The sequence below is a fragment of the Streptomyces capparidis genome, from assembly GCF_054782095.1.
Map to the genome: position 1 here is coordinate 194,727 of NZ_BAAGTD010000004.1, position 22,043 is coordinate 216,769.

At 71.0% G+C, this 22,043-nt stretch carries 14 protein-coding genes and 4 pseudogenes; 10 read left to right on the forward strand and 8 right to left on the reverse strand.

All coding sequences use genetic code 11. From position 1 onward, the window contains the following. Positions 1-124: 124 nt before the first annotated feature. From ACYVO2_RS05615 to gap, 3 genes are all read left to right on the forward strand, one after another. Positions 125-376, forward strand: coding sequence for a hypothetical protein (locus ACYVO2_RS05615; RefSeq protein ID WP_461006465.1), 252 nt, complete (start codon positions 125-127; stop codon positions 374-376). Between the two features lie 359 nt (positions 377-735). Further along, positions 736-1,692, forward strand: a complete 957-nt coding sequence (locus tag ACYVO2_RS05620; protein ID WP_461006466.1) for a GlxA family transcriptional regulator — start codon at positions 736-738, stop codon at positions 1,690-1,692. Between the two features lie 96 nt (positions 1,693-1,788). Then, positions 1,789-2,787, forward strand: coding sequence for a type I glyceraldehyde-3-phosphate dehydrogenase (gene gap, locus ACYVO2_RS05625; RefSeq protein ID WP_461006467.1), 999 nt, complete (start codon positions 1,789-1,791; stop codon positions 2,785-2,787). A gap of 125 nt (positions 2,788-2,912) precedes the next feature. Here the strand turns inward: gap and ACYVO2_RS05630 are convergent, their stop codons facing one another. The 3 genes from ACYVO2_RS05630 to ACYVO2_RS05640 form a co-directional block, all read right to left on the reverse strand. After that, positions 2,913-3,179 carry a hypothetical protein gene (locus ACYVO2_RS05630; protein ID WP_461006468.1) on the reverse strand — a complete coding sequence of 89 codons (267 nt, stop codon included), beginning with the start codon at positions 3,177-3,179 and terminating at the stop codon, positions 2,913-2,915. Positions 3,180-3,212: 33 nt separating this feature from the next. After that, positions 3,213-3,341 carry a helix-turn-helix domain-containing protein gene (locus tag ACYVO2_RS05635; RefSeq protein WP_461006469.1) on the reverse strand — a complete coding sequence of 43 codons (129 nt, stop codon included), beginning with the start codon at positions 3,339-3,341 and terminating at the stop codon, positions 3,213-3,215. Positions 3,342-3,494: 153 nt separating this feature from the next. Further along, a complete protein-coding gene (locus ACYVO2_RS05640) occupies positions 3,495-3,872 on the reverse strand; it encodes a MerR family transcriptional regulator (RefSeq protein ID WP_461006470.1) in 378 nt (125 codons plus the stop codon). 75 nt (positions 3,873-3,947) lie between these two features. On the opposite strand from ACYVO2_RS05640, the gene ACYVO2_RS05645 reads away from it, so the two are divergent. Then, positions 3,948-4,676 (forward strand): SDR family oxidoreductase, encoded by a 729-nt coding sequence (locus ACYVO2_RS05645; protein WP_461006471.1) that lies wholly within the window; start codon positions 3,948-3,950, stop codon positions 4,674-4,676. Positions 4,677-4,756: 80 nt separating this feature from the next. Here ACYVO2_RS05645 and ACYVO2_RS05650 read toward each other — a convergent pair. Beyond that, positions 4,757-5,200 (reverse strand): annotated as a pseudogene (locus tag ACYVO2_RS05650) (IS701 family transposase); the annotation flags it as partial. Positions 5,201-7,279: 2,079 nt separating this feature from the next. Continuing rightward, a complete protein-coding gene (locus ACYVO2_RS05655; RefSeq protein ID WP_461006472.1) occupies positions 7,280-8,431 on the reverse strand; it encodes a serine hydrolase domain-containing protein in 1,152 nt (383 codons plus the stop codon). 95 nt (positions 8,432-8,526) lie between these two features. Here ACYVO2_RS05655 and ACYVO2_RS05660 point away from each other — a divergent pair. The 3 genes and pseudogenes from ACYVO2_RS05660 to ACYVO2_RS05670 all read left to right on the forward strand — a co-directional run. Continuing rightward, a pseudogene (locus tag ACYVO2_RS05660) lies at positions 8,527-8,916 on the forward strand (alpha/beta fold hydrolase); the annotation flags it as partial. 1,269 nt (positions 8,917-10,185) lie between these two features. Next, positions 10,186-11,478, forward strand: a complete 1,293-nt coding sequence (locus ACYVO2_RS05665) for a PP2C family protein-serine/threonine phosphatase (protein WP_461006528.1) — start codon at positions 10,186-10,188, stop codon at positions 11,476-11,478. Continuing rightward, positions 11,424-11,770 (forward strand): annotated as a pseudogene (locus tag ACYVO2_RS05670) (IS5/IS1182 family transposase); the annotation flags it as partial. The gene ACYVO2_RS05665 and the pseudogene ACYVO2_RS05670, both read left to right, overlap by 55 nt. Positions 11,771-12,074: 304 nt before the next feature. On the opposite strand, the gene ACYVO2_RS05675 reads toward ACYVO2_RS05670, so the two are convergent. Together ACYVO2_RS05675 and ACYVO2_RS05680 are read right to left on the reverse strand one after the other, a co-directional pair. Beyond that, the gene (locus ACYVO2_RS05675; protein WP_461006473.1) at positions 12,075-16,745 is read right to left on the reverse strand and encodes a glycosyl hydrolase family 18 protein; all 4,671 of its coding nucleotides are present in this window, start codon (positions 16,743-16,745) and stop codon (positions 12,075-12,077) included. After that, positions 16,721-17,770, reverse strand: a complete 1,050-nt coding sequence (locus tag ACYVO2_RS05680; protein ID WP_461006474.1) for a serine/threonine-protein kinase — start codon at positions 17,768-17,770, stop codon at positions 16,721-16,723. The genes ACYVO2_RS05675 and ACYVO2_RS05680 overlap by 25 nt, the downstream gene beginning before the upstream one ends. Positions 17,771-18,264: 494 nt before the next feature. Here ACYVO2_RS05680 and ACYVO2_RS05685 point away from each other — a divergent pair. From ACYVO2_RS05685 to ACYVO2_RS05695, 3 genes and pseudogenes are all read left to right on the forward strand, one after another. After that, positions 18,265-18,309, forward strand: a pseudogene (locus ACYVO2_RS05685) (hypothetical protein); the annotation flags it as partial. Between the two features lie 22 nt (positions 18,310-18,331). After that, on the forward strand, positions 18,332-18,643 hold the full coding sequence (locus ACYVO2_RS05690) for a hypothetical protein (RefSeq protein WP_461006529.1): 312 nt from the start codon (positions 18,332-18,334) through the stop codon (positions 18,641-18,643). Between the two features lie 471 nt (positions 18,644-19,114). Further along, on the forward strand, positions 19,115-20,290 hold the full coding sequence (locus ACYVO2_RS05695) for a carboxylate-amine ligase (protein ID WP_461006475.1): 1,176 nt from the start codon (positions 19,115-19,117) through the stop codon (positions 20,288-20,290). A gap of 254 nt (positions 20,291-20,544) precedes the next feature. Here the strand turns inward: ACYVO2_RS05695 and ACYVO2_RS05700 are convergent, their stop codons facing one another. Further along, complete coding sequence (locus ACYVO2_RS05700; protein WP_461006476.1) at positions 20,545-21,645, reverse strand: hypothetical protein; 1,101 nt, start codon at positions 21,643-21,645, stop codon at positions 20,545-20,547. Positions 21,646-22,043: the final 398 nt, after the last annotated feature.

Genomic DNA, 22,043 nt, shown 5'->3' on the forward strand with positions numbered 1-22,043 from the left:
ACACAGGCGCCGGCGCCGCTCGGCCTGCCGGTGGGCACGCCGACCGAAGGAGGCGACCGCGTGATCATCACCATCCTGATGGCTATGGCTGCTCCTCGCCGCGATGTGCGTCATGGTCGCCGTCATGGGAGTGTCCCTGCCCCGCCGCAACAGCCTGATCGTCACCGCCACCCTGGTGGTGCTCACCTCCCTGTTCACCACGATCCTGCTGATCATCCGGGATGTGAAACGCCCGTTCGGCGGCCTGGTCAAGGTGAACCACACGGCCATGACCCAGGTTGAGGACAGCCTGACGCGCTCCTTCACCGCCGGCCACGGCAATCGCCGGCTGTCCTGCGAGGAGGACGGCGACCGGCGCAGCTCAGCGGCCGGGTAGGGCGGCCCCGGCCGCTGAGGCCGCGGTCCGCGACAGCCGCGAGGCGACGGCAGGACACGGTGGCGCCACGTCCGGCCGACCCGCCCAGGCGGACGGCTCCTGCGCCGCGCCGCGGTTCCCGCCCGGTGGAGCCGCGCCCGCCGCCGCGGGCGGCCAACCGCTCCCCGCCCCCTTCGCTCCGCGCATGCCGCGCCGCTCACCGAACCGGCTCGCCAGGCCGCCCGGCCGCGTCCGAGCCACGCGACGCCGACGCCCGCACCACCCCGGCCGCCCGCCACCACGGTCGAAAGCCTGGCGGCGGGTCCGGGCACCGGCCTTCCCACCCGCAGGCGGCGGCTGCCCCGCGTAGCCTCTTCCCCGTGTCAGCCTCCCGCCTGCACCGCGTCGCCGTCCTGGTGCTCGAAGGTGCGAAGCCCCTCGACGTCGGAATCCCCGCGCAGGTCTTCACGACCCGCGCGAGCATGCCCTACGAGGTGCGGGTGTGCGGGGCGGCGCCCGGTCTGGTGACCGGCGGCGACGGCCTGTCGTACTCCGTCGCCCACGGCCTCGACGCGCTGGAGTGGGCCGACGTCGTCTTCGTGCCCGGCTACCGGTTCCCGGACCGGGACGACCCGCCGCGGGCCGTCGTCGAAGCGCTGATCGCCGCTCACGCCCGCGGCGCGCGGCTCGCCGCCATCTCGACGGGTGCCTTCGCCCTCGCCGCCACGGGCCTGCTCGACGGCAGGCGCGCCACGACGCACTGGCACTACACACGGGCGCTCGCGGCGAGGCATCCGCTCGTCCGGGTCGACGAGAACGTGCTGTTCGTCGACGAGGGCAGCGTGCTCACCTCGGCCGGCGCCGCCTCCGGCATCGACCTGTGCCTGCACATCCTGCGCGGCGACCACGGGGTGGCCGTGTCCAACCACGCGGCCCGCCGCCTGGTCGCCGCCCCCTACCGCAGCGGCGGCCAGGCCCAGTACGTGCCGCGCAGCGTCCCCGAACCGCTCGGCGAGCGCTTCGCCGCCACCCGGGAGTGGGCGCTGCACCGGCTCGGCGAGCCCCTCACCCTCGACACGCTGGCGCGGCAGGCCGGGGTCTCGCCGCGCACGTTCTCCCGGCGCTTCGTCGAGGAGACCGGCTACACGCCGATGCAGTGGGTGATGCGCGCCCGCATCGACCTGGCCCGCGAACTGCTCGAACGGTCGGAGCGCAGTGTCGAGCAGATCGCCGCCGAGGTCGGCCTCGGCACCGGCGCGAACCTGCGCCTGCACTTCCGGCGCATCCTCGGCACCACCCCGAACGAGTACCGGCGGACCTTCACCAAGGGCGAGTAACACCGTGGCGGGATGCTTTCGAACCATGGCGATCACGCCACTGTCAGCGGCGCGAGCAGCAGGCCAGCCTGGTGGTGAAGGGAAGGGACATCACTCATGACTCGCATCGCCGTCAACGGATTCGGCCGCATCGGACGCAATGTGCTGCGCGCACTGCTGGAACGCGACAGCACCCTGGAGATCGTCGCCGTCAACGACCTCACGGAGCCCGTCGCCCTCGCCCGGCTGCTCGCCTACGACAGCACCGCCGGGCGGCTCGGGCGTCCGGTGACCGTCGACGGGGACACCCTCGTCGTCGACGGCCGCCGGATCACGGTGCTGGCCGAGCGGGACCCCGCGAGGCTCCCGTGGGCCGAACTCGGCGTCGACATCGTCCTGGAGGCCACGGGCCGTTTCACCTCGGCGAAGGCCGCCCGCGCCCACCTCGACGCGGGGGCGAGGAAGGTGCTCGTCAGCGCGCCGTCGGAGGGTGCCGACGTCACCCTTGCCTTCGGGGTCAACACCGACGCCTACGACCCGGACCTGCACACGATCGTCTCCAACGCCTCCTGCACGACCAACGCGCTCGCCCCGCTGGCCGCGGTGCTGGACGACCTGGCCGGCATCGAGCACGGCTTCATGACGACGGTGCACGCCTACACCCAGGAGCAGAACCTCCAGGACGGTCCGCACCGCGACCCCCGGCGCGCCCGTGCCGCCGGCGTCAACATCGTGCCGACCACGACCGGCGCCGCCAAGGCGATCGGCCTGGTGCTGCCGAGCCTCGACGGCAAGCTGTCGGGCGACTCGATCCGCGTACCGGTCCCGGTGGGCTCCATCGTCGAACTCAACACGGCCGTCGCCCGCGACGTCACGCGCGACGACGTGCTCGCGGCGTACCGCGCCGCGGCGCAGGGGCCGCTCGCCGGCATCCTGGAGTACTCCGACGACCCGCTCGTCTCCTCCGACATCACCGGCAACCCGGCGTCGTCGATCTTCGACTCCGCCCTCACCCGCGTGGACGGCCGCCATGTGAAGGTCGTCGCCTGGTACGACAACGAGTGGGGCTTCTCGAACCGCGTGATCGACACACTCGAACTCCTCGCCACCCGCTGACCGCCCGCGCGCTCCACCGCCCGCGCGGCTCGCCCTCGCCGCGCGGGCCGGACGGCAGCACCCCGAACCGGTCTACGGGGAGACGTCGCGCCCCACGCGGGCCTGCGGCGGCTGAGCCGAGAAGGTCAGGCACGGCTCAGACTGCTGATCGCGGCGCGGCAGCCCACGATGAGCGACTCGCCGTACTCGCTCGGCTCGGTCTCCGTCGGCAGGTGGCACAGGGCGGCGTCCGCGTCGTTGATGAAGGCAGGACGCTGGCCGCGGCCAACGACCTCGTCGACCAGTGGGTCGCGTTCCTCGGCGTCTCCTCCCTCCAGCGTCTTGACGATGACACGCTCGACATCGGCATCGGTGATCTTCCGTGGGACGCCGGGCCGCGGGTCGCCGCACAAGCCGTCCAGTCCTCGCTCCGTGAAGCGACGCCGTCAGGTCCGGACGGTGTCCGGAGCGATCCGCAGCCGACGGGACACCTCCATGATCGAGTGGCCTTCGGCGCACTCCAGCACGATCCGCGACCGCTGAGCCAACGCCTGAGCCGTCGTACGGCGACGCAACCAGCCCTCCATCACCACCCGCTGGGCATCAGTGACCGACAGCGGCGGAATCCTCGGACCCGGACGACTCATGCCCGACCGACGACGAATCTCTGACTCAGGTCACCAGTACTCCAGCCGTAGATCGCTGGTGCGACGTCCGACCGACCGCGCCTACGGGTGCGTGTCCGTGATCGCGATGACCTCGTCGAGGCGGTCCAGGGCAGCCTGCAAGTCGTCGACCTTGGCCTGGATGCGGTCCCGCTCGGCGCGCAGCATGGCTCGTTGCTCGGCGTCGGTGTGCCCGGAGTCCCAGCACGGAAGGAGTTCCGTGATCCTCCGGCTGGTCAGGCCAGCGGCGAACATCTGCTGGAAGAAACGGATCAGGGGGACGGCATCCTGCCGGTAGAGGCGCTGGCCGGATGGGCTGCGCTCCGCGATGAGCAGCCCCTGCTGCTCGTAGTAGCGCACGGCGCGCACCGAGACGCCGGCACCCCGCGCCACCTCGCCGATGCGGATCAGCCGCTCGGTCGCGGCCTCTGTGACGGTCATGGTGATTCCTCTCACCCCGGCCTTGGTGACCAGCGCTTGCCTCTGACGTTGGCGTCAGGTTTTAGCGTACCGGGCATGGACATCACCAACTCAGTCGCCCTTGTCACCGGAGCCAACCGCGGCCTGGGCCGCGCTTTCGCCCAGCGCCTGCTCGAGCGGGGCGCCCGCAAGGTCTACGCGACGGCTCGCCGGCCCGAGACCGTGGACCTGCCCGGGGTCGACGTGCTGCCCCTCGACATCGCCGATCCCGCATCCGTGAGGGCCGCAGCCGAGGCCGCCCCGGACGTCTCGCTGCTCATCAACAACGCGGGGATCCAGACGGGGACCGACCTGGTGACCGGTTCGCTGGACGCGGTGCGGCACGAGCTGGAGACCAACATGTTCGGCCACTTGGGAATGATCCGGGAGTTCGCGCCGGCGCTCGCCAGGAACGACGGGGGCGCGATCGTCAACGTTCTGTCCGCCATGTCATGGTTCGGGGGCAAGGGCGCCAATGCCTACCACCTGACCAAGGCCGCCGCCTGGGCCATGACCAACGGCGTCCGCCTGGAACTCGCCGAGCAGGGCACACTCGTGACAGCGGTGCACCTCGGCCTGGCCGACACCGACATGGCCGCGGGCTGGCCCGTGGCCAAGATCGCGCCGTCGGACCTGGCCGACGCGGCGCTCGACGGTGTCGAGGCGAACTCCGCCGAGGTCCTCGCCGACCAGTGGAGTCGGGACGTCAAGTCCCGGCTGCCACTGACGCCGGAAGAATTCAACGCCGCGATGGACCGCGCCCTGGCGGCGCTCACGGCGGCATGAGGGGCCCCTCGGGGCGCACTGACTGCGGTCGGTTGCCCCTGAGCTCAGTCAATTAATACTCCATCCGCGGTTGTGGACCTTCATGCTGTGGCCTCGCGTCGGCGGTAGTGGCAGTCGCGGGCGCGGGCCTGGTGTCGACGACGCCATAGGGACCAGCGCAGGCGATGGTCGCGTTGGTCGTTCGGGGATGCGGCGGGCAGAGCGAATAGTCGATGTGTCTCGTTGCAGGTGAGGGCGATGAGTCCGGTGGGGGTGGGGTGTTCCTGGTGCTCGCCGGCGCGGATGACGGCCAGGAAGGCATGGGCGAGCATCGCGAGGGTCGCCCAGCGCAGCCAGGGGGTTCCGGCGACGCGGACCAGGGCGGGCAGCGCTACTGGCCGTGGGCGGAAACAGCGATAGTGGACCACCTGGCCGGTGGTGCGGTCGCGGCGGATCAGTAGCTGGCAGGTGCCCGCCGAGTGGGTGGGGATCAGGTCGACGGCGGCCCAGTCGTATCGGCGCGGGCCTTTCGCGCCGGCGCCCGCGCCGTTGTACTGCGTGGAGAACAGGTACTGCTGCGCGGCCTCGGCGAACTGCCGCTGCGTCCGGCGGCCGTCCTTGTCCTGGTCGAGCTTGTCGAAGGCGGCCCCCACCTCCAAGCCGCGGACGTACCAGACCCTGTCGATGAACCGCACGAACGCGTCCTTGATGACCTCGTTGCCGCCGTCGTGGGCGGCCATGCACCGGTAGATCGAGTCGGCGCCACCCCTCCTTGTTCATGTGCTCCCACTCAGTTCCGCGAGCCGCACCAGTTCCTGCCAGCACAGCTCGTGGGAAGGACCGGGCGCCGCGAACCCGCGCGTCATCCTCGGCGAGCCCGAAACGGTCGACGATGCCCGGGAAGTCCGACTGGACGAGCATGCCGTCGCGCAGGTGAACTGGTTACGACGCCCGCGGACCGGTACTGATCGACGGGCGTGCTGTCGGCGGGACTCTCGTTCCGGACACTCGAGCACGTATCCGCGAACGTCACGCCCCGGTGTGTGCAGCGGTGCGGGGCGACGGCGCGTAGTCCCTCGGCGTACCGGCGGATGTTCTTGCGGCCCGCCGGGGTGTCCGGATGGCGGCAGGCGAGGTGCAGACCGTCCGGGGAACGCGTCACCACACGCCGACCTGGTCTTCCCGGGCCGGACGCACCAGGGTGAGGGCGTGCCACCGTTGCCACGACCGGCGCCCGGAGCAGCCCCGGTGTCGACGTAGGACAGCACGGAGAACAGGTCAGGAGAGGGCGGACGGAACCTGTCCTCCAACAGTCCCAGGACCCGGACGAACGGAGTACGGGCCAAGTCCCGCCGACTGCGCAGTGCCGCTCGCGCCATGATGGGCGCGTGGCGGTGCGGGAGGCGGTGGCGGCGCGTTCCCGGTCGCGGTCGCGGCCGCGGTGACGGCGGCCGGTGATGGTGGCGCGGGTCGGGCATTGTTCCCGGCCGTGGGTCGGGGGGCCTTGGACGCGCATGGGCAGGTCGATCGCGAGGCGGTACCACCAGGTGCCGTCGTGCTGGAGGATCCGGGCGAGGACGGCGGCGTCGACAAGCTGCCCCGTCGTGCAGCCGCACCAATGCCACCGGCGCGGCACCGACCTGCCGCTCCTGGACGTCCTCCAGTCGTTCCTCTTCTCCCGCGATCCCGATCTTGTGTTCCACTCCGGTCCGATGACCTCCCCCGGCGCGGTGACAGCCGCTGACCCGCGGTGGTGACGCCCGCCGCAGACGACCCGCCTTTCCCTCCGGCGGGAAGTCACCGTTCTGCGAGTCCCGGCAAACCCGGCCGGGCGGCGCACCTGGCGCGGACGGCGAGTCGGTGCCCGGGACACGCGTGCGGGCTGCGCACTGGCGAGTGGTGTTCCGTTTCGGTCGTCTGGGCGGCCCGATCCCAGCGCGTCAGCAGCCCTGGCTATCGTCGACGTCATGGCGGCTTGACTACGTGGTGGCCGCCGACGATGGGGACGTCTTCGACCCGCCGTTCGGCGAGTACTCGGAACCGCGGCACGGTGGCTGGCGCTGAGTCGGACGGATCTCCCATCATTCGACGTGCCGATCCTGACGGCTCCCTTGCCGTCTGGGACAGGTCTCGGCAGACCTCCGTGACGGGCCCTGCATCACCCCCGACCGGCCCGGCGACTCCACCCTCGGTGTGCCTGGTCGACCGCTGGACAACCGGGCGGTTCGCGGCTGCGAATCCCTTCGTCCGGCCCTCATGCGGCTGCGGAGGAACGGTCCCGGCGCCGGCGCTGCTTCGAGCCCGGCCTCTCCCGCGCCGGGACTTGCCTGGCGCCCGCGCTGCGGCCCGGGGAACGCCGGGCCGGCTCCTGCCTCGCTGCTGCCCCACTCTGCCCTCGGCCGGCTCCTACGGTTGACCATGCGACGGGCGAACGCGCCGCAGGCCGCGTCTGGTTCTGGGTCGGCTCGGCCGCACTCGACCAGTGCGACGTCCATGACGCCGAGCCGGGGGCCCACGTCTTCGGCCCTCGGCTGGTTCCCCACACCTTCAGCCGCTCACCCTGGACGACCCGCCGCACGCCTGGGGGCCGTCCGGGCGACCTCGGCGGAACCCGCGATCACCGGCTACAGCTCCTCGGTGCGGCACAGCTCCCGGTCCACGAGTGTGCGCATCGCCTGCTGGGTGTCCTGGCCGCCGTCACTGGTCACGTACACCGCGGCGGTCCGGCTCCCGTCCCGGGTGACGCCGACCCAGGTGCGATAGCCGAGCAGCTCCCCGAAATGCCCGAAGTAACTGCCGCCGCAGGACAACGGGATCTCACCCAGACCGAGTCCGTACCGCACGCCCAGCTTGGGCGCGGGCGTGGTGGTCGTCATGTCGTCGAGCTGCGCCGGATCCAGCAGGCGGCCGTCCAGCAGTGCGGCGTAGAACCGGTTCAGGTCGCGCGTGGTGCTGATGATCGAGCCGGAGCCCACGGCCATGCTCGGGTTGAGCACGGTGACGTCGGTGCCGGTGCCGGTGTCGAACGCGGTGTAGCCCCGGGCGTGCGGGCCCGTGATGAACGGGAAGGTGTCGGGCGCGCTGGTGTCCCTCAGGTCCAGCGGGCGGATGATCCGGTCCTTCACCTCCCGGTCCCAACTCCGGCCGGTGACCTCGTGGATGATCATCGCGGCGAGAACGTAGTTGGTGTTGGAGTACGACCAGTCCTCGCCCGGGGAGAAGGGGAGGGGAGGGCGCCGCATCGCCAGCCCCACCAACTCCTCGGGGGTGTAGGTGCGGAACCGCTCGGCCCGATAGCCGTCCGCGCTGTTCAGCGCGGCTATCTCCGGCAGAATGTCACGGACGCCGCTGGTGTGCTGTAGCAGGTGCCGCACGGTGATCCGGCTGCCGTCGTTGCCGTTGCCTCGGACGACTCCCGGCAGCCACTGCTCGACGGTGTCGTCCAGGGACATGCGCCCTTCGCCGACCAGTTGCAGCACGACCGTGGCGGTGAAGGTCTTGGCGGCGCTGCCGATCCGGAACCTGCCGTCCCGTGGCATCGGCTTCCCGGTGCCCTTCTCGGCCGTCCCGGCGCGCGCGCTGTCACGCGTGTCCGGTGACGTCACCTCGGCCTGCACGCCCACGGCCCCGGTGTCGCGGATCGCGTCCACCTGTCGTTGCAGCGGATCGGCCGGCCGCGGCTCCGCCGCCGCCGGCCCGGCCGATGCGGCGAGGAGGACCGTGGCCAGGCCGGTCAGGACGAGTCGGCCCCGCCGACGCCTGCCTGCTCCATGCATGATGATCCCTTTTCTGTTCGGGTTGCCCGCGCCTTCGGGAACCGCTCAGGCCGTGGCCCGCGGCCGTGCCGCCCCGCAGCCGGTGGTCGGCGACCATCCCACCAGCGCAGAGAGGACCGTCCCATCCGGCCTCCCCCCTGACGCGCCGACACGCTGCCCTCAGGGCGGTGCCGGGGGTTACCCCCCCGTGGGGCCGGCGGCATCCCGGTTCGGCTCGTGCAGGGCGGTCTGCGAACGCCGCAGGCTGTGGTCGGCCGACGGGGGTGCACGGCGCGACCCTGCACTACGAAGTGCGCGGTCAGGGCCCGCTCCTGCTGCTGATTTCCGGCGGAGCGGGCGACGCGGCCTCCTTCGACGGCTTCGCCGACGACCTCGCCGCCGAATACACCGTCGCGACCTACGACCCGCGCGGCATGTCCCGCAGCACACTGGACGACCCCGGCGCCGAGCAGACCGTGGCCGAGCACGCCGACGACGCGTTCCGACGGCCGACCTACCGCCGGGGCGCGCCGTCGGCCGGAGTGCGGCCGTGCTCCGAGCGCCCCCTGGAACGCGGCGCTCCCAAAGGTGCGTCAACCCGCGCCGAGCGCCTGCGTGCGTAGCGGCGGGGCCGCAGGGGCTCGCGGACGACACCCGTACTGGTTCGCCGGCCCGGTACGGGAGGAGGTCACCGCCCTGTCGGCGGACCCGGACCCGGACGCCGCCAAGGACCGGCTTCGGGAGCTGTCCCGGCCGGAGGACTGCCCCGCACCGCTGTGGGAAGGCGTCGGACGCGTGGGCGCCGGCGCTGCGCCTGTTCCCGGAGTTCCCCGGCACGGTGCCGGAGCCGCTGGAGACGGTGTCACCGCCGCCCGGCGAGCGGGTGGTCGTCAGCCGGCGGCAGCCTCGAGGAGGGAGAACGGTGCGGCGTCCGCGAGCGAGGTGACCGACGTCAGGACCAGGCCCGCGGGCAGCCGGGGCCGTCTGCTGTGCCTCTGCCGAGCCCTGCCGCTGCCGCCTTCGCCCTGCTCGAAGCGGATGTCTGGATGTTGTCCCGCGTGGTGCACGACACCGGGTGTGCGTACCTGGCCGGCGCCCGGCCGCCTGGCGAGTGGGTGAGGGTGGTCCGCGCGAACCGACGGGATACCCGGTCCGCGCGCCTGATGCCCGCCCCGCCGCTCGCCGCGCTCGCCGCTGTCGGTAGCATCGCCTTGCCATCCGATCCGGGGCAGGCTGCGCTGACGGCGGCCGGCCGCCCTTGCGGGGGCGGACCGGCGCGGAGGGGGCGGTGCCCTGCGGTCGATGCCCAGCCGCGGCCGGCTCGCGGTGCCGCGGGGACCGGGCTCACCTGGCGTTTGGCCCGCAGTTCCTGTTTGATGGGCGCGCCGTTGGAGTCCCACTCGATGACACCCTCCACCCCGCCGTATCTCTGGCGGTCCCGCGTCCCCTCGCCCTCCACGCGGGAAATCGCCCACTCCGGCTCCCACCCGAGGGTGTCCAGGCCGGGCAGGCTCACGCCCCACACGATCCGGCCGTAGGAGTCGCGCTTGCCCTTCATCCGGCAGGTGGCGCGGGGGCGGAAACGGCCTCCACGCAGACCCTGTGGTGGCCGTGATGGAATGGGAATGCCGGCACCCGGTTGGCACCGGCCTCTTCGGCCACCTGGACGGCCTCAGAGCACCATCGAGCAGCAGGGAGTCGGTGTGAGCGGAGCCGGGCCGGGCCGGGACGTCAGGTCGACGAGCTCTTCTGTGGGGGGTGTCCGTGACGGGGCGCTGACCCTGGCAGGGGTGTTGGCCGCAGCGGAGACCGCTGCACCAGTGGAGTCCCTCGACGTGGTCGCGCGCATGCTCAAGGAGCACCTCGGGGCCGTGTCGGTGTCGTTCCTGATCACCGACTTCACCGGTGATTCGGTCGTACGGCTGGGGGCCGCGGGAAGCGTCGAGACCGATGAGCCCGCCCGGCGTATCACGCTGCGGGGCACCCTGTACGACGACGTCATCCGCACCCAGCGGCCGCGTGTGGAGCACACGGGTCAGGAGACGCAGGTGCGGGTCGTCGCACCGGTGACCAACCGTGGGGACGCCATCGGGCTTTTGGAACTTTTCCTGCCCGCAGCGCCGGACGCGGTGGTGATGGGGGAAATCGGTGAGGCCGCGCACGCCCTGGCGTACATCGTCATCGCGAACCGGCCCTTCACCGACGTCTACCAATGGGGCCGCCGCACCAAGCCGCTGAGCCTGGCGGCGGAGATCCAGCACCGGCTGCTGCCGGCGTCGCTGGCATGCGAGGCGGCGCAGTTCGCCGTCGCCGGGGCACTGGAGCCCGCCGACCACGTCGGGGGCGACACCTTCGACTACACGATCGACCGGGACGCGGTGCAGCTCTCCGTCACCGACGCCATGGGCCATGACGTCGACGCCGCGCTCCTGGCCACCCTCGCCGTGGGCGCCCTGCGCCGGGCACGGCGGGCGGGCGCCGACCTCGCCGAGCAGGCCCGCCAGGCCGACCAGGCCATGCGTGAACACAGCCAGAGCTACGTCACCGGGCAATTGCTGCGCATCAGCCTGGTCGACGGCGGGACGCAGTTCATCAACGCCGGACACCCCTGGCCGTTGGTGATGCGCGACGGTCAGGTGCGGCAGATCACTCCGCACATCGATCTGCCGTTCGGCTTCCAGGCCCCCCACACCTACCGAACGCAGCCGCTGGACCTGCGGCCGGGTGACCGGCTGCTGATGCTGACAGACGGCATGCTGGAACGCAACGCCGGCAGCGTCGACCTGCAACAGCTGATCGTCCGTACCCGCGCGCTGCATCCCCGCGAAGCCGCCCGCGTCCTCATCACGGCGGTCGTCGACGCCAATCAGGGACACCTGGAGGACGACGCGACCATCATGTGCCTGGACTGGCACGGCCTCGACAGGGTCGGGCGGGACGCCGACACCGGCGCCGATCTCGCCGACGCCTCTGCCCCGTCATGCTCACCCGACGCCGCTCCGGCGACCCCGGCACCACGATCTGCCGGGCGCACCGGCACGCGACCGGGGCGGGGAAAAGAGGGCTGACGGTCCGGGCGGGCAGGCCGCGGGCGGCCTGGCGGCCGAGGCGGCCGACCACGCGCTCGGCCGCTCGCGCGACGGGCTGACCACCAAGCTCCACCTGGCCGCGGACGCCTTCGGGCACGTCCTGGCCGTGGTGGTCACCGGCGGGCAGCGCGGGGACGCGCCCTGCTTCACCGAGGTGATGGAGCGCATCCCCCATATGATCCCGGAGAAGCGTGACCAGGCCGGGCACCGGATCCGCCGCGGGTCGGCCGGTGGACGACCGCCCGGGTCCGATCCCGCAGGGTACAAGCGGCCCAAGGCGCCGGTGAAGACCCGGCAGGCGGTATCGCCCGGCTACCGTGTCCCCGCCGTCCGCCTCGTCCTCGATCACCAGCACCGACGGCCCGGGAAACACTGTCGGAAGAAGAGGGTTGACGCCATCGCAAGATCATTATGAAGGATGGCTACTGGTGGTCACCACCGACTACGGGCCGGACCCAGTCTTCAGGGGCCTCCCCGGGACGGTCCCCGGCAGAGGCCCCGAGCGAGCGAACAGCCCCTGCCTGCGGCAGGGGCTGTTGCTTTGCGGGTGACCCGGACGGGTCCTCTTCAGGACCTCAGGCCGCGTCTCCGATCAGTTTCCACGGCTCGCGGTCCGCGTCCGCGCCTGTGCCGGGCGCATTGCCCTGGGTCCACCACTTGGCTTTCCAGATTTTGCCGTTGTACTTGACCGTCGTTTCCTCGATCGGTTGGCTCGCCGGGTTGTAGATCTTCGTTGCGTCCCAGTTCGACGCACTGCAACCGCCTGCCGGCGGCGTCGCCGGAGCTGGTGCCTTGAGGTTGTCCGTCACCGGGGAGTAGGGCCTGCCTGCCAGGGACAGGGTTGTGTTTACCGGTCCCGTTATCGGGAGGAAGTAGATGATCGGGAGGTCGAGGGATTTGCCTGCTGGGATGATCTGGCAGTAGTCCAGTGTTGTGGTGATTCTGTGGAATGTCGTGCCGGGGGTAAGCTGCCACTGGCCGCCCTGGTCGCCCGTCTGCCAGTTCGCGTCCTTCACCAGCGGGGATGTCGAGGCCGGGATGTCGAACGAGAGCTTTGTGTCCTTTCCGCCGCCCAGCGTGCGGCCCGTGTTGTTCGTGATCCGGAGTGTGGGCTGCAACGGCCACAGGTCAGCCGTCGCCGTCGGGTAGTTGACCAGTTCGACGCTTACGTTCGCCGACACCGTCGGGGCCGCCGCACTGCTGCCGGTGCGCAGACTGTTGTCGTATGCGCCGGTGTTGCCCAGCTTTTCGTTCAGACGCGTCGTCAGCGTGTAGCCCATCCCGCACGGGGTGTCCGGCTGGACGTCCGCCGGACACGCGTAGTCGCCGCCGAGTTCCCACATCATCACACCGCCCGCGCCCGTCGACTTGACCAGGTCCGTGACCGAGTCGATGGCCTGTTCGTCCTCCGTCGACAGGAACACCCTCTTCTCCGCGTTCCACAGCCATGACGTCTTCGTCACGTCGTCCCAGTGCCGGGTGTAATGGCCCGTGCGCCGGTCGGTGGCGTCGGTGTCCGGGGTCAGGCCGACGCTCGGGGCGTAGATCGGGGTGATGTTCTTCTCCAGGTTCTTCGTGTGCCACAGCGGGTTCGTCCCGGAGCCGAGTTCGCTGCCGTTGTTCGTCTCGTCGTGCCAGATGTTGTCGATGCCGATCGCGCCGTCGCCGCACGGGCGCTTGATGCCCGTGCCGGGTTCGCAGCCGTCCGGCTTCGGGGCCGAGCCCCACAGGCCGTTCGTGCCGCCGGTGACATTCTTCCATCCGCGCGTGTAGTAGGGGACGCCGATGTTGACACGTCCGGCCTGTAGTGCGCCGCGCATGTATGTGAGCGCCCAACTGGTGTTGAAGTACCCGATTTTCCCGTATTCCGGCGTGGCGTACTGGTCCGCCAGTTCCGGGTCCTTTCCGTCGTCGTACAGCGCCGCGTTCGGGCCCACGACGTCGTTCCAGGTGCCGTGGAAGTCGTACGACATCAGGTTCGTGAAGTCCTGGTAATCCAGTGCCGTCTGGTTCGCCATTCCGCGGACCAGGTAGCCGGAGGCCGAGGACGCCGACGTGAGCAGGTAGTACGTGTTGTCCGCGACCGATGCCCGGTTCAGCGTGTCCCGCAGCGTTTTCATCAGCGCCGTGTACGCCGTGGGCAGGCCCTTGCGGCGCGGGTTCGCCAGCGACCAGTCGTTCGGGTTGCCGGTGTCCTCGAGGACCGTGGGGTACTCGAAGTCGATGTCCACGCCGTTGAATCCGTAGGTCCGCAGGAAGCCCACCACCGAATTCGCGAACGTGTTGATCCCCGCCTGGTTGACCGTGCCGTCGGCGTTCGTGGTCATCGAGTAGAAGCCGCCGGAGCCGGCCCAGCCGCCGACCGAGATCAGCGTTTTCACCCGGGGGTGGAGGCGTTTGTATTTCGTCAGCAGGTTGAAGTGTCCCTTGTACGGCAGTGAGGGGTCCATCTCCGCGCCCGCCTCGCCGGGCCACTCCCTTTGCGTGGCGTTCGAGTCGACCACGATCTGGTTGTTCTCCACCGTCGCGAAGGCGTAGTTGAGGTGGGTCACCTTCGACCAGGGGATGTTCTTCACGAGGTAGTGCGGTGTGCCGTCGGCGCCCGTGCGGCCGCCGTTGAAGTAGCCCACGACCCGGCGGCTGCGGTTCTGGCCGAGCCATTCGCGGCCGTCGCTCTGGTAGATCTTGCAGTACGGCGTCGCCACGCCCGGTGTGGGCGCCAGGCCGTCCGGGCGGCAGTCGCCGGACGCGTCCGGGCGGGGGCCGCCGTCGTCGCCGCCGGGGTGGGATTCCATCGGGTCGCCGACGCCGCCGTTGATGCCGAGGTCGCCGGCGCCGCCGGGGGTGCGGCTGCCGTCGCCGTAGGACGGGACCAGCCAGCCTTCGATGTCGCCGGCCTCGGTCGCCGCCCCCGTTCTGGCGGCGGTCTTCGCCGTTGCAGCGGTCTTCGCCGTTGTACTGGAGCGGGTCACGGCGAAGTCCTCGATCCCGTCGCCGTCCAGGTCGGCGAAGGTCCCTGATGAGCCCTGGAACGGACCGTCGGCACGGACCACGCCCAGCGATTTCCAGCCTTCGGTGAGGCTCCACGGAGCGCCGGTGTTCTCCCAGGCCCGGACATCACCGGTCATGTACTCGACCCGGACCGTGTCGGCTCTGCCGTCGCCGGTGATGTCGGCGAAGGCGACCTCCGCGCCGGGGGACTCGCCCGGAGTACCGAAACCCTCGACATCGTCCCAGCCGCCCGGAGTCGGCATGCCCGTGCCCTCGTTCAGCCAGGCGGACGGGAAGTTCATCCGGTCCAGCGTGATCAGGTCGTCGCGGCCGTCGCCGTCGAGGTCGGTGAAGAACATGTTCGGGGGGTAACCGAGGTTGTTCGCGACGATCGTCGCGTCGGCCCATCTGACCTGGCCGCCGCTGCTGGTGTTCTGCGACATCCGCATCGCGAGGATGCCCGTCGGCGACTCGGCCGCCGGCAGGATCCGGATGTAGTCGTCCTTGCCGTCACCGTCCAGGTCGGCGAAGTAGACCCGTTCCGGGTTGTTCCCTCGGTCGGCCGGGCTGATGTCACCCAGCGGGACCCCCGGCTCGCGCGGATTGTCGTTGCGCCAGCCGGTGACCGTGCCGTCCGTACCGACCACCACGTAATCGTCCTTGCCGTCGCCGTTCAGGTCGGCGAAATCCACCTTCGAGCCGGCCGGCGCGGCGTCCCGGATCTTGCCGATCGGCTCCCAGACATACGAGCGGCCGCTGATCATCATCTGTAGGACCGCGATCCGGGCGCCCTCGGCGAAGGCGTGCGCGATCTTCTGGTGGCCGGCGTCGTTCGGGTAGATCTCGTGCATGATGTCCTGCGGGGTGACGTCGCCCAGTTCGACCAGCACCAGCCGCGCGCCGGTCTTGATCTTGGCATGGGCGATCGTGCGGAGCGCGCTGTTGTAGGCGTCGATACGGGCCTGGTACGTCGGGTTCGTCGACGGCGGCAGGGTGCCGAGCAGGACCGTGGTCGTCGGCGAGGCCAGGTGAATCGCGTTCAGGAAGCTTTCCATCTTCGTGGCCGTCGCCGCGCCGTCGGCACCGCCGGCCAGGTCGGCCGTACCCGCGACCAGGGGCATCAGGTTGGGCCGATGTGTCCGCAGCGCGGGGATCGTCTCGGCCCGGATGTCGTCGATGCCCTTGCCGACGAAGCCCATGTGATCGGGATCGCCGCTGTCGCCGCTCTCCAGCTCGCCGACGAAATCCGAGCGCTTGAAGAAGGGGCTGAGCAGTATGCCGCCGATCAGCCCAGCGATGGTCATGCCCTTCAGTTGGGTGCCCAGATCGTCCCGGTAGCCGTCGCCGTCGGTGCTGTGCACACCGGCCGTGATCCCGTCGCCGGTCGGCATCACCCGGAGCTCTTCGACCGGCGAGGCGGCGGCCGCCCTCATCTGGCCGAACTGGACCGGCCGGTGGTCGGAGTTGCCCTCGGCCCGGACCGTGACCGCCGGCGGGTCGCTGAAGAAATGGGTGGTGGCGAAGTAGTCCAGCCAGCCACCGCCCTGGTGTGTCGCCTGATTCGCGTGGTGGACCCGCATGGTCGGCGGGAAGTCCGGCCGGCCGCGGAGGGTGTCCGGGTGGACGTTGAAGTCGCCGCCGACCGTCACGTGGTACTGGACGTTGCGCTGGTTCGCGAGGGCCTCGACCCGGTCGTCGATGGCGTCCAGCAGCACTGCGGAGTCGCCGCCACCGCCGGACAGGCCGTGCACGGTGAAGTACCACTCGTCGCCGAACCGCGCGCCGAGCGCGTTCCGCCCGGCGTCGACCGGGTTGCCGACGACGATCAGCTCGTCGGGCGCCTCGGGCAGGACGAGCGCGATGTTGACCCGGCCGCCGATCAGGCGTGGGTTGGTCGCGTCGTCGGTGGTCGGCAGGAAGTACACCTCACGGGTGAAGTTGGGACGGCGGTAAGGGCTGTCGACGTTCCAGGTGTGGTGCAGCACGGTGTGCTGATGTGTGTTCCCCTGGCTGTCGACCGTGGTGAAGGTCTGGTCGGGCTGCCGGACGCTGTTCGCGGGCGGGTGCGGGCCGACCTCCTGAAGCATCAGGATCGGAAACTGCAACGCCAGGCGTTGGACCGTGGTCCACTTGCTGCCGTTGCGGTCCGCGTTGTTGGCCCCCTGCATGTTCCAGGAGATCAAGGGCGTGGTGGCCGCTGGGTAGTCGGCGGCGGAGGCGGACGGGACGGTCAGTACGGTTGCCAGGCCGGCCAAGACCAGGGCTGCGGAGAGTAACCGGCGGAGCAAGGGAGCCCCTCTCTTTTGTCACTTCCTGCGGATCGGGACATCTGCGTCGCTTGCGGGCGACCCCACCCTCCCCTCCCCCATGACACGTCGTGCGGACCTGCGCCGCCTTCACGTCCTGCCTGGTGGCGCAGGCGGGGCAGGTCTTGTGGAAGGTGAGGCGCAGGGGGATGACCGCACCGTCGGTGGCCTCGTGCGGACTGATCCACACCTCGGAGGTGATGTCGCGTCCGCGGCTGGGCGGGGGGTGGCCGAAGTGGCGGTCGGCGATCTCCTGCGAGGAGGCCGTACACCTCTTCGGCGCTGTCCGGCCGCTGGGCCGGGTCGTTGGCCAGGAGCCGGCCGACCAGCCGCTCCGGCTCCATTGGGGGCTCCATCTCGTAGAGCGCGCATCCGAGGGAGTACAGGTCGGTCCGGTGGTCGAAGGTGCCGGACAGCGCCTCGGGCGCCATGTAGGCAGGGGTGCCGATCAGGACGCCGGTGGTGGTGATGTCGTGCCGGGCGTCGCTGCCCTTGGTGATGCCGAAGGCGACGACCATCGCCTCGCCGCTGGAGCTGACGATGATGTTGGACGGCTTGACGTCCCGGTGGGCCAGGCCCGCCTGATGGGCGGCGGCCAGGGCGTCGGCGACGCAGGCCGCCGTGTACAAGGCGTTCGGCAGGGGCAGTCGCCCGGCTTCCAGGACGGCGCTGAGGGACGTGCCGGGGAGCGGCTGCATCACCAGGTAGGCGTACAGCCGCCCGTCGTGTGCCGCGGAGCCGAAGTCGTGCACGGTGACGATGTGGGGATGGGACAGGCCGCCGGCGACCGCCGCCTCGCGGGCGAACCGGGCCACCTGTCGGTCGCTGTCCGCGTTGCCGTCACCGATGAGGACCTTGACCGCCACCAGCCGGTCGACCTTCGGGTCGTGCGCCTTCCAGACCTGCCCGAACCCGCCCGCACCGATCGCCTCGATCAACCGGTGGCGGCCGTCCAGCACGGTCCCTGCCTGCACGACCCCTCCTCCTCGGCACACACCGCGACGCATGGTGCACCAGGCGTGCACGGGTCACGCTACGCCGCGGGAACCTGCTGCGACAGAGGGACGTGCACTGCCAGCAGGCCATGGGCTGCAAGCCGACCGGAAACGGCCCGCCCTCCCCGGACAGCGCGATGTTCCCCACTCTGGCGTAGCGCGACGGCGTGGGAGGCGTCGACCTGACGGCGGCGCTGGACGCGGGCCGCCGCGTCCAGCGCCGCGCACGCCTGCCCCCAGGTGCTGTGTCCGAGGACCAGGTGCCGGGTGTGCGACAGGCGTCGCGCGTGGTCGACCAGCTCATTGCTGAACAGGCGCCTACGCGCGCCTGGCCGCCGACCATGTGGGCACCCGCCACCACGAGGTGGTGCTCGTCGCACGGTCCATGACCGACCCGGAGGCCAGACGCGCCGTGGTGCGCGCCTGCGACCTCCCGGTGGGCTTCGGCGGCGTGGACATCTCCCGGTACCTGCTTGCTGTGCAGGGCGGTCCGCGAGCACGCCACGGTCGCACTGTCCGGCGAATCCGCCGAGGAGGTCTTTGGCGGCCACCGCTGGTTTGCCGCGCACCGCGCCGCGGACCTGCTGCCCCCGCCGGTGCTGTACCGGCCCAAGGGCGGCCTACCCCTCCCCGCAGGGCCACCCGTGCCTCGCCGCGCTCGCCGGGCAGGCCAGGGACCTCGCCGCCGGCAGCGGCCACCGGGTCTTCGACCTGCTGAACCGGCGGTGGCTGCGAGCCGCGGCCGAACCCGGCTCCGGGGAGCTGACGGGTATCGGCCGGTACACCGCCGACCGCGCCCTCACCCTCGCCGCCTGGCTCGACGAGTACCGCCCGGAGATCCGCACGGGATGACGACCGTGCCTCACTCCCGGCGATCGCCCCAAGTGAGGGCGGCCGGCGGACGTGAGCGCGATCGCCGACGCCTGCGGTGACAGCCGATCTCATGTGGTGCACTCGGGGTGACCGCAGGGGGCGGCATGCTCGACTGGCGTGCCCGTTGCCGGGCAACGCACGTTCGTTCACACCACCGGCCCCCCGCCCGCGGAGGCTGGATGCCGGGGGCAACCACTCGTCGCACCGGCACGCATGCAGGTCAGGCGGGTGACGCAACCGGACATGCACCACGCATGCACGCGACGACCGCTCGCGGGCCGCGACCGTGGGATCCCATCTCGTCGGAGTCGCCACCGGGACGGCCGTCCCGTGTTCCCGGAGGTGACGACGCCATCCAGCGCCATGGCGATCGGGTAACCGTCGGCCGTGGGTAGCCGGCAATCACACACGCCAGTTCACTCAGGACGGAAAGAGGTCAGTGTTATCACCATGAGCAGTCAACCTCATGGCGGGCCGCCGCCGTCGGACGCCTCCACGCCGGCCCGCTCACCCCGCACAGGCCAGGCCCCGGCCGCGCTCACCGTCGGGATCGAAGAAGAACTCCTCCTCATCGATCCGACCACCCGCGCCCTGAGCGCCCACGGGCCCTGCCTGGTGGAGCAGGCCGCCGGCGAACTCCGTGACCGGGTGGGCACCGAGCTGACCCGCTATCAGGTGGAACTGCGTACCGACCCGCACACCTGTTTGCGGCAAGCCGGCGACCAGATCCGGTCCACCAGGACCGCGGCCGCCCGTGCCGCGGCCCGCCTCGGCCTGCGCGTCGCCTCCACCGGCACCCCGGTACTCGGCCAGGCCGCTCCTGTTCCCATGTCACCGGGCGCCCGCTACGCACGAAGCGCCGCCCACTTCCGCGCCCTGGACGACGAGCAGACCGCGTGCGCCTGCCACGTCCACGTCGGACTGCCCGACCCCCGCGACGCCGTCCACGTCAGCAACCATCTGCGCCCCTGGCTGCCGACCCTGTCCGCACTGGCGGCGAACTCCCCGTTCCTGGACGGCCAGGACACCGGATACGCCAGTTGGCGCACCACCACCTGGGGACGCTGGCCCGTGGCCGGCCCACCCCCCTACTTCGCGTCCCCCGCCCACTTCGATGACCTCGTCCACACCCTCATCGAGGCTGAGGCACTCATCGACCGCGGCGGCCTGTACTGGGACATCCGCCCCTCGCACCACCTGCCCACCATCGAGATCCGCGTCGCCGACGCGGCCCTGACCCCCGATGACAGCGTCCTGCTCGCCGCCGTCGTCCGCGCCCTGACCGCCACCGCCCTCACCGCCATCCACGTCGGTGACCGAGCCCCCCGCCCGGCACCGGAAGTACTGCGCGCCGCCTGCTGGCGCGCGGCGCGCGACGGACTGGCCGGCAGCGGCATCGACCCGCTCACCGGCCGCCTGGTGAGCCAGACCGCACTGGTCGAACGGATGCTGGACACCATCGCCCCGGCGCTCCGCCGGCACGACGACCTCGATCTGGTGCGCGACCAGTGGCGGCGCCTGCGTGCGCAGGGAAACGGCGCCGACCGCCAACGCGCCGCCTACCGGCACCGCTCCAGCGCCCACGATGTCGTCGACTACGTCGTCTCCGCCACCTGCCCGCAATAGGCCGGCGCACAGCCGCCCACCACACGCCCGAGCCACCGCCCCGCGGCGCTCCGTGCGGCGGGGTCGGGTCGTGCCCGCGGCCCAACCCGGTGCCGCCCCCGGCACGCGGGCCGGTGATGAAGGAACTGGCAGCGCCCCTCCTTCTGCCCTCACCCGTCGGTCAGGCCGTCACCTGACGCGCGTTCCGGCTGCGCGCCGGGCTGCGCCGACAGCCCGCGGCGCGCGGGTCCCTCGTCCCGAGCCAGGGGGCGGCGTCAGTCGGACTGCTTGTAGGCGACGATCATCGGGGTCTTGTGGGGTGCGTCGGTGGTGGCGCCGAGCTTGTTCTTGGCCGTGTCGAAAGCGACGAACTTGGTCGTGTCGGTGGATGCCAGGTAGAGCTTGTTGGCTCCTGGCGGGGCAAAAGTGAGGTGATCGCCGACGACGTCCGGGGAGTAAGTGGCGGACAGCTTCTCCGTCTGGGTGTCGTACACCCAGAAGTAGACGTCCCACCAGGGGGAGACATTCTTCTTCCGGATTCCCGAGACATAGACGGCGTCCCCCTCGGGGGAGGCCGCGATCCCGAAGGTGTCGTAAGTCGTGGGATCGCCGATCTGCTTCGGGGGTTGCATGCCGACCCTCTTGTGGATCTTCAGTAGGCTGTTGTCGACGACGATGATCTCATCGTTGCCGGGGGCGATGCCGCCGGGTTCGGTGGCCATGAACGCGAAGATCTGCACGCCCGCCGAGGTCTTGGTGGAGCTGAGGCGCATCCTGCGGTCGGCGAGCTTCGTGTCTTGGACCACGTAGGTTCCCTTGCCCTGGCCGTCCAGGAGGTAGGTGGCCACTTCCGCGTGGTAGTTCTCGTCGAACTTCCCCGCGATGTAGATGCGCTTCCGGTCGGGCGTTGTCTCCAGGTCCCAGGAGACGTTCGCGGTGTTCTCTTTCGTGTGCGGGATGCTCTTCCCGGTCGTGAGATCGACCTCGAAGATCCTGTTCCCGTCCCAGGTCGCATACAAGGTGCCCGGGCCGCCGAGGCACATGGCGCCGTACCGGGTGTCGACGTCCGTTTCGACGATGATGGGCTTCTCGAACTTTCCGGTGGCGGTGTTCAGCGTGAAGATGTAGCCCTTTCCGGCGGCCCTGGAGTGGGCGTAGATGTACTTGCCGTCGGGGGAGGCGATGGGCGTCCTGACGGCGGCGCTGAGGGGCAGCGGAATGTCGATCGCGTGCTCGGTGTTGAAGGTGTCGAACTGGTGGTTGAACGGCATGGCGACCGACTTGTTCTCATCCCCCTTCTTCTCGACGAAGAACGCGTGGGCCCGGCCATGAGCACCCGAGTGGCGGCGGAGCTGCGGGCGGCCTCTGCGGCCCACTGGCGCAGCGCGGTCTCGTGTGCGTCGACGGCTGGCCCGGGCGCGCTGGCCGCGCCCGGGCGCTTCTGGTCTTCGGGACGGCGAAGGCCGTCGCCGTCGCCGCTCTGCTGCCGCTGGCCGCGGGCGGCGGTCACGATCTGCTGGTCGCCGTCTCCGCCGTCGCGCAACGGTGCGGTCAGCGTCACCGCCGGACTCGAAGCAGCGTGCACCGGTGCCGCGCTCGCCCGGGCGAACCGGGCCTGAGCACCCCGCAGTGCACGCCACCCGGGACGCCGTTCGCCAAGCGCACTCCAGCGCGTGAAAGCCGTTCCGGTGGCACGGGGGAGGACCACCGGGACGGCTTCGTTCAGCGTAGAGGCCTCAAGAGTCGCGACGAGCGGGATTGAGGCAATCGGGCA

Coding starts and splice junctions, on each gene's coding strand:
- ACYVO2_RS05615 (WP_461006465.1), top strand. CDS start 125: ATGGGAGTGTCCCTGCCCCGCCGCAACAGCCTGATCGTCACCGCCACC.
- gap (WP_461006467.1), top strand. CDS start 1,789: ATGACTCGCATCGCCGTCAACGGATTCGGCCGCATCGGACGCAATGTG.
- ACYVO2_RS05640 (WP_461006470.1), bottom strand. CDS start 3,872: ATGACCGTCACAGAGGCCGCGACCGAGCGGCTGATCCGCATCGGCGAG.
- ACYVO2_RS05645 (WP_461006471.1), top strand. CDS start 3,948: ATGGACATCACCAACTCAGTCGCCCTTGTCACCGGAGCCAACCGCGGC.
- ACYVO2_RS05655 (WP_461006472.1), bottom strand. CDS start 8,431: ATGCATGGAGCAGGCAGGCGTCGGCGGGGCCGACTCGTCCTGACCGGC.
- ACYVO2_RS05695 (WP_461006475.1), top strand. CDS start 19,115: ATGAGCAGTCAACCTCATGGCGGGCCGCCGCCGTCGGACGCCTCCACG.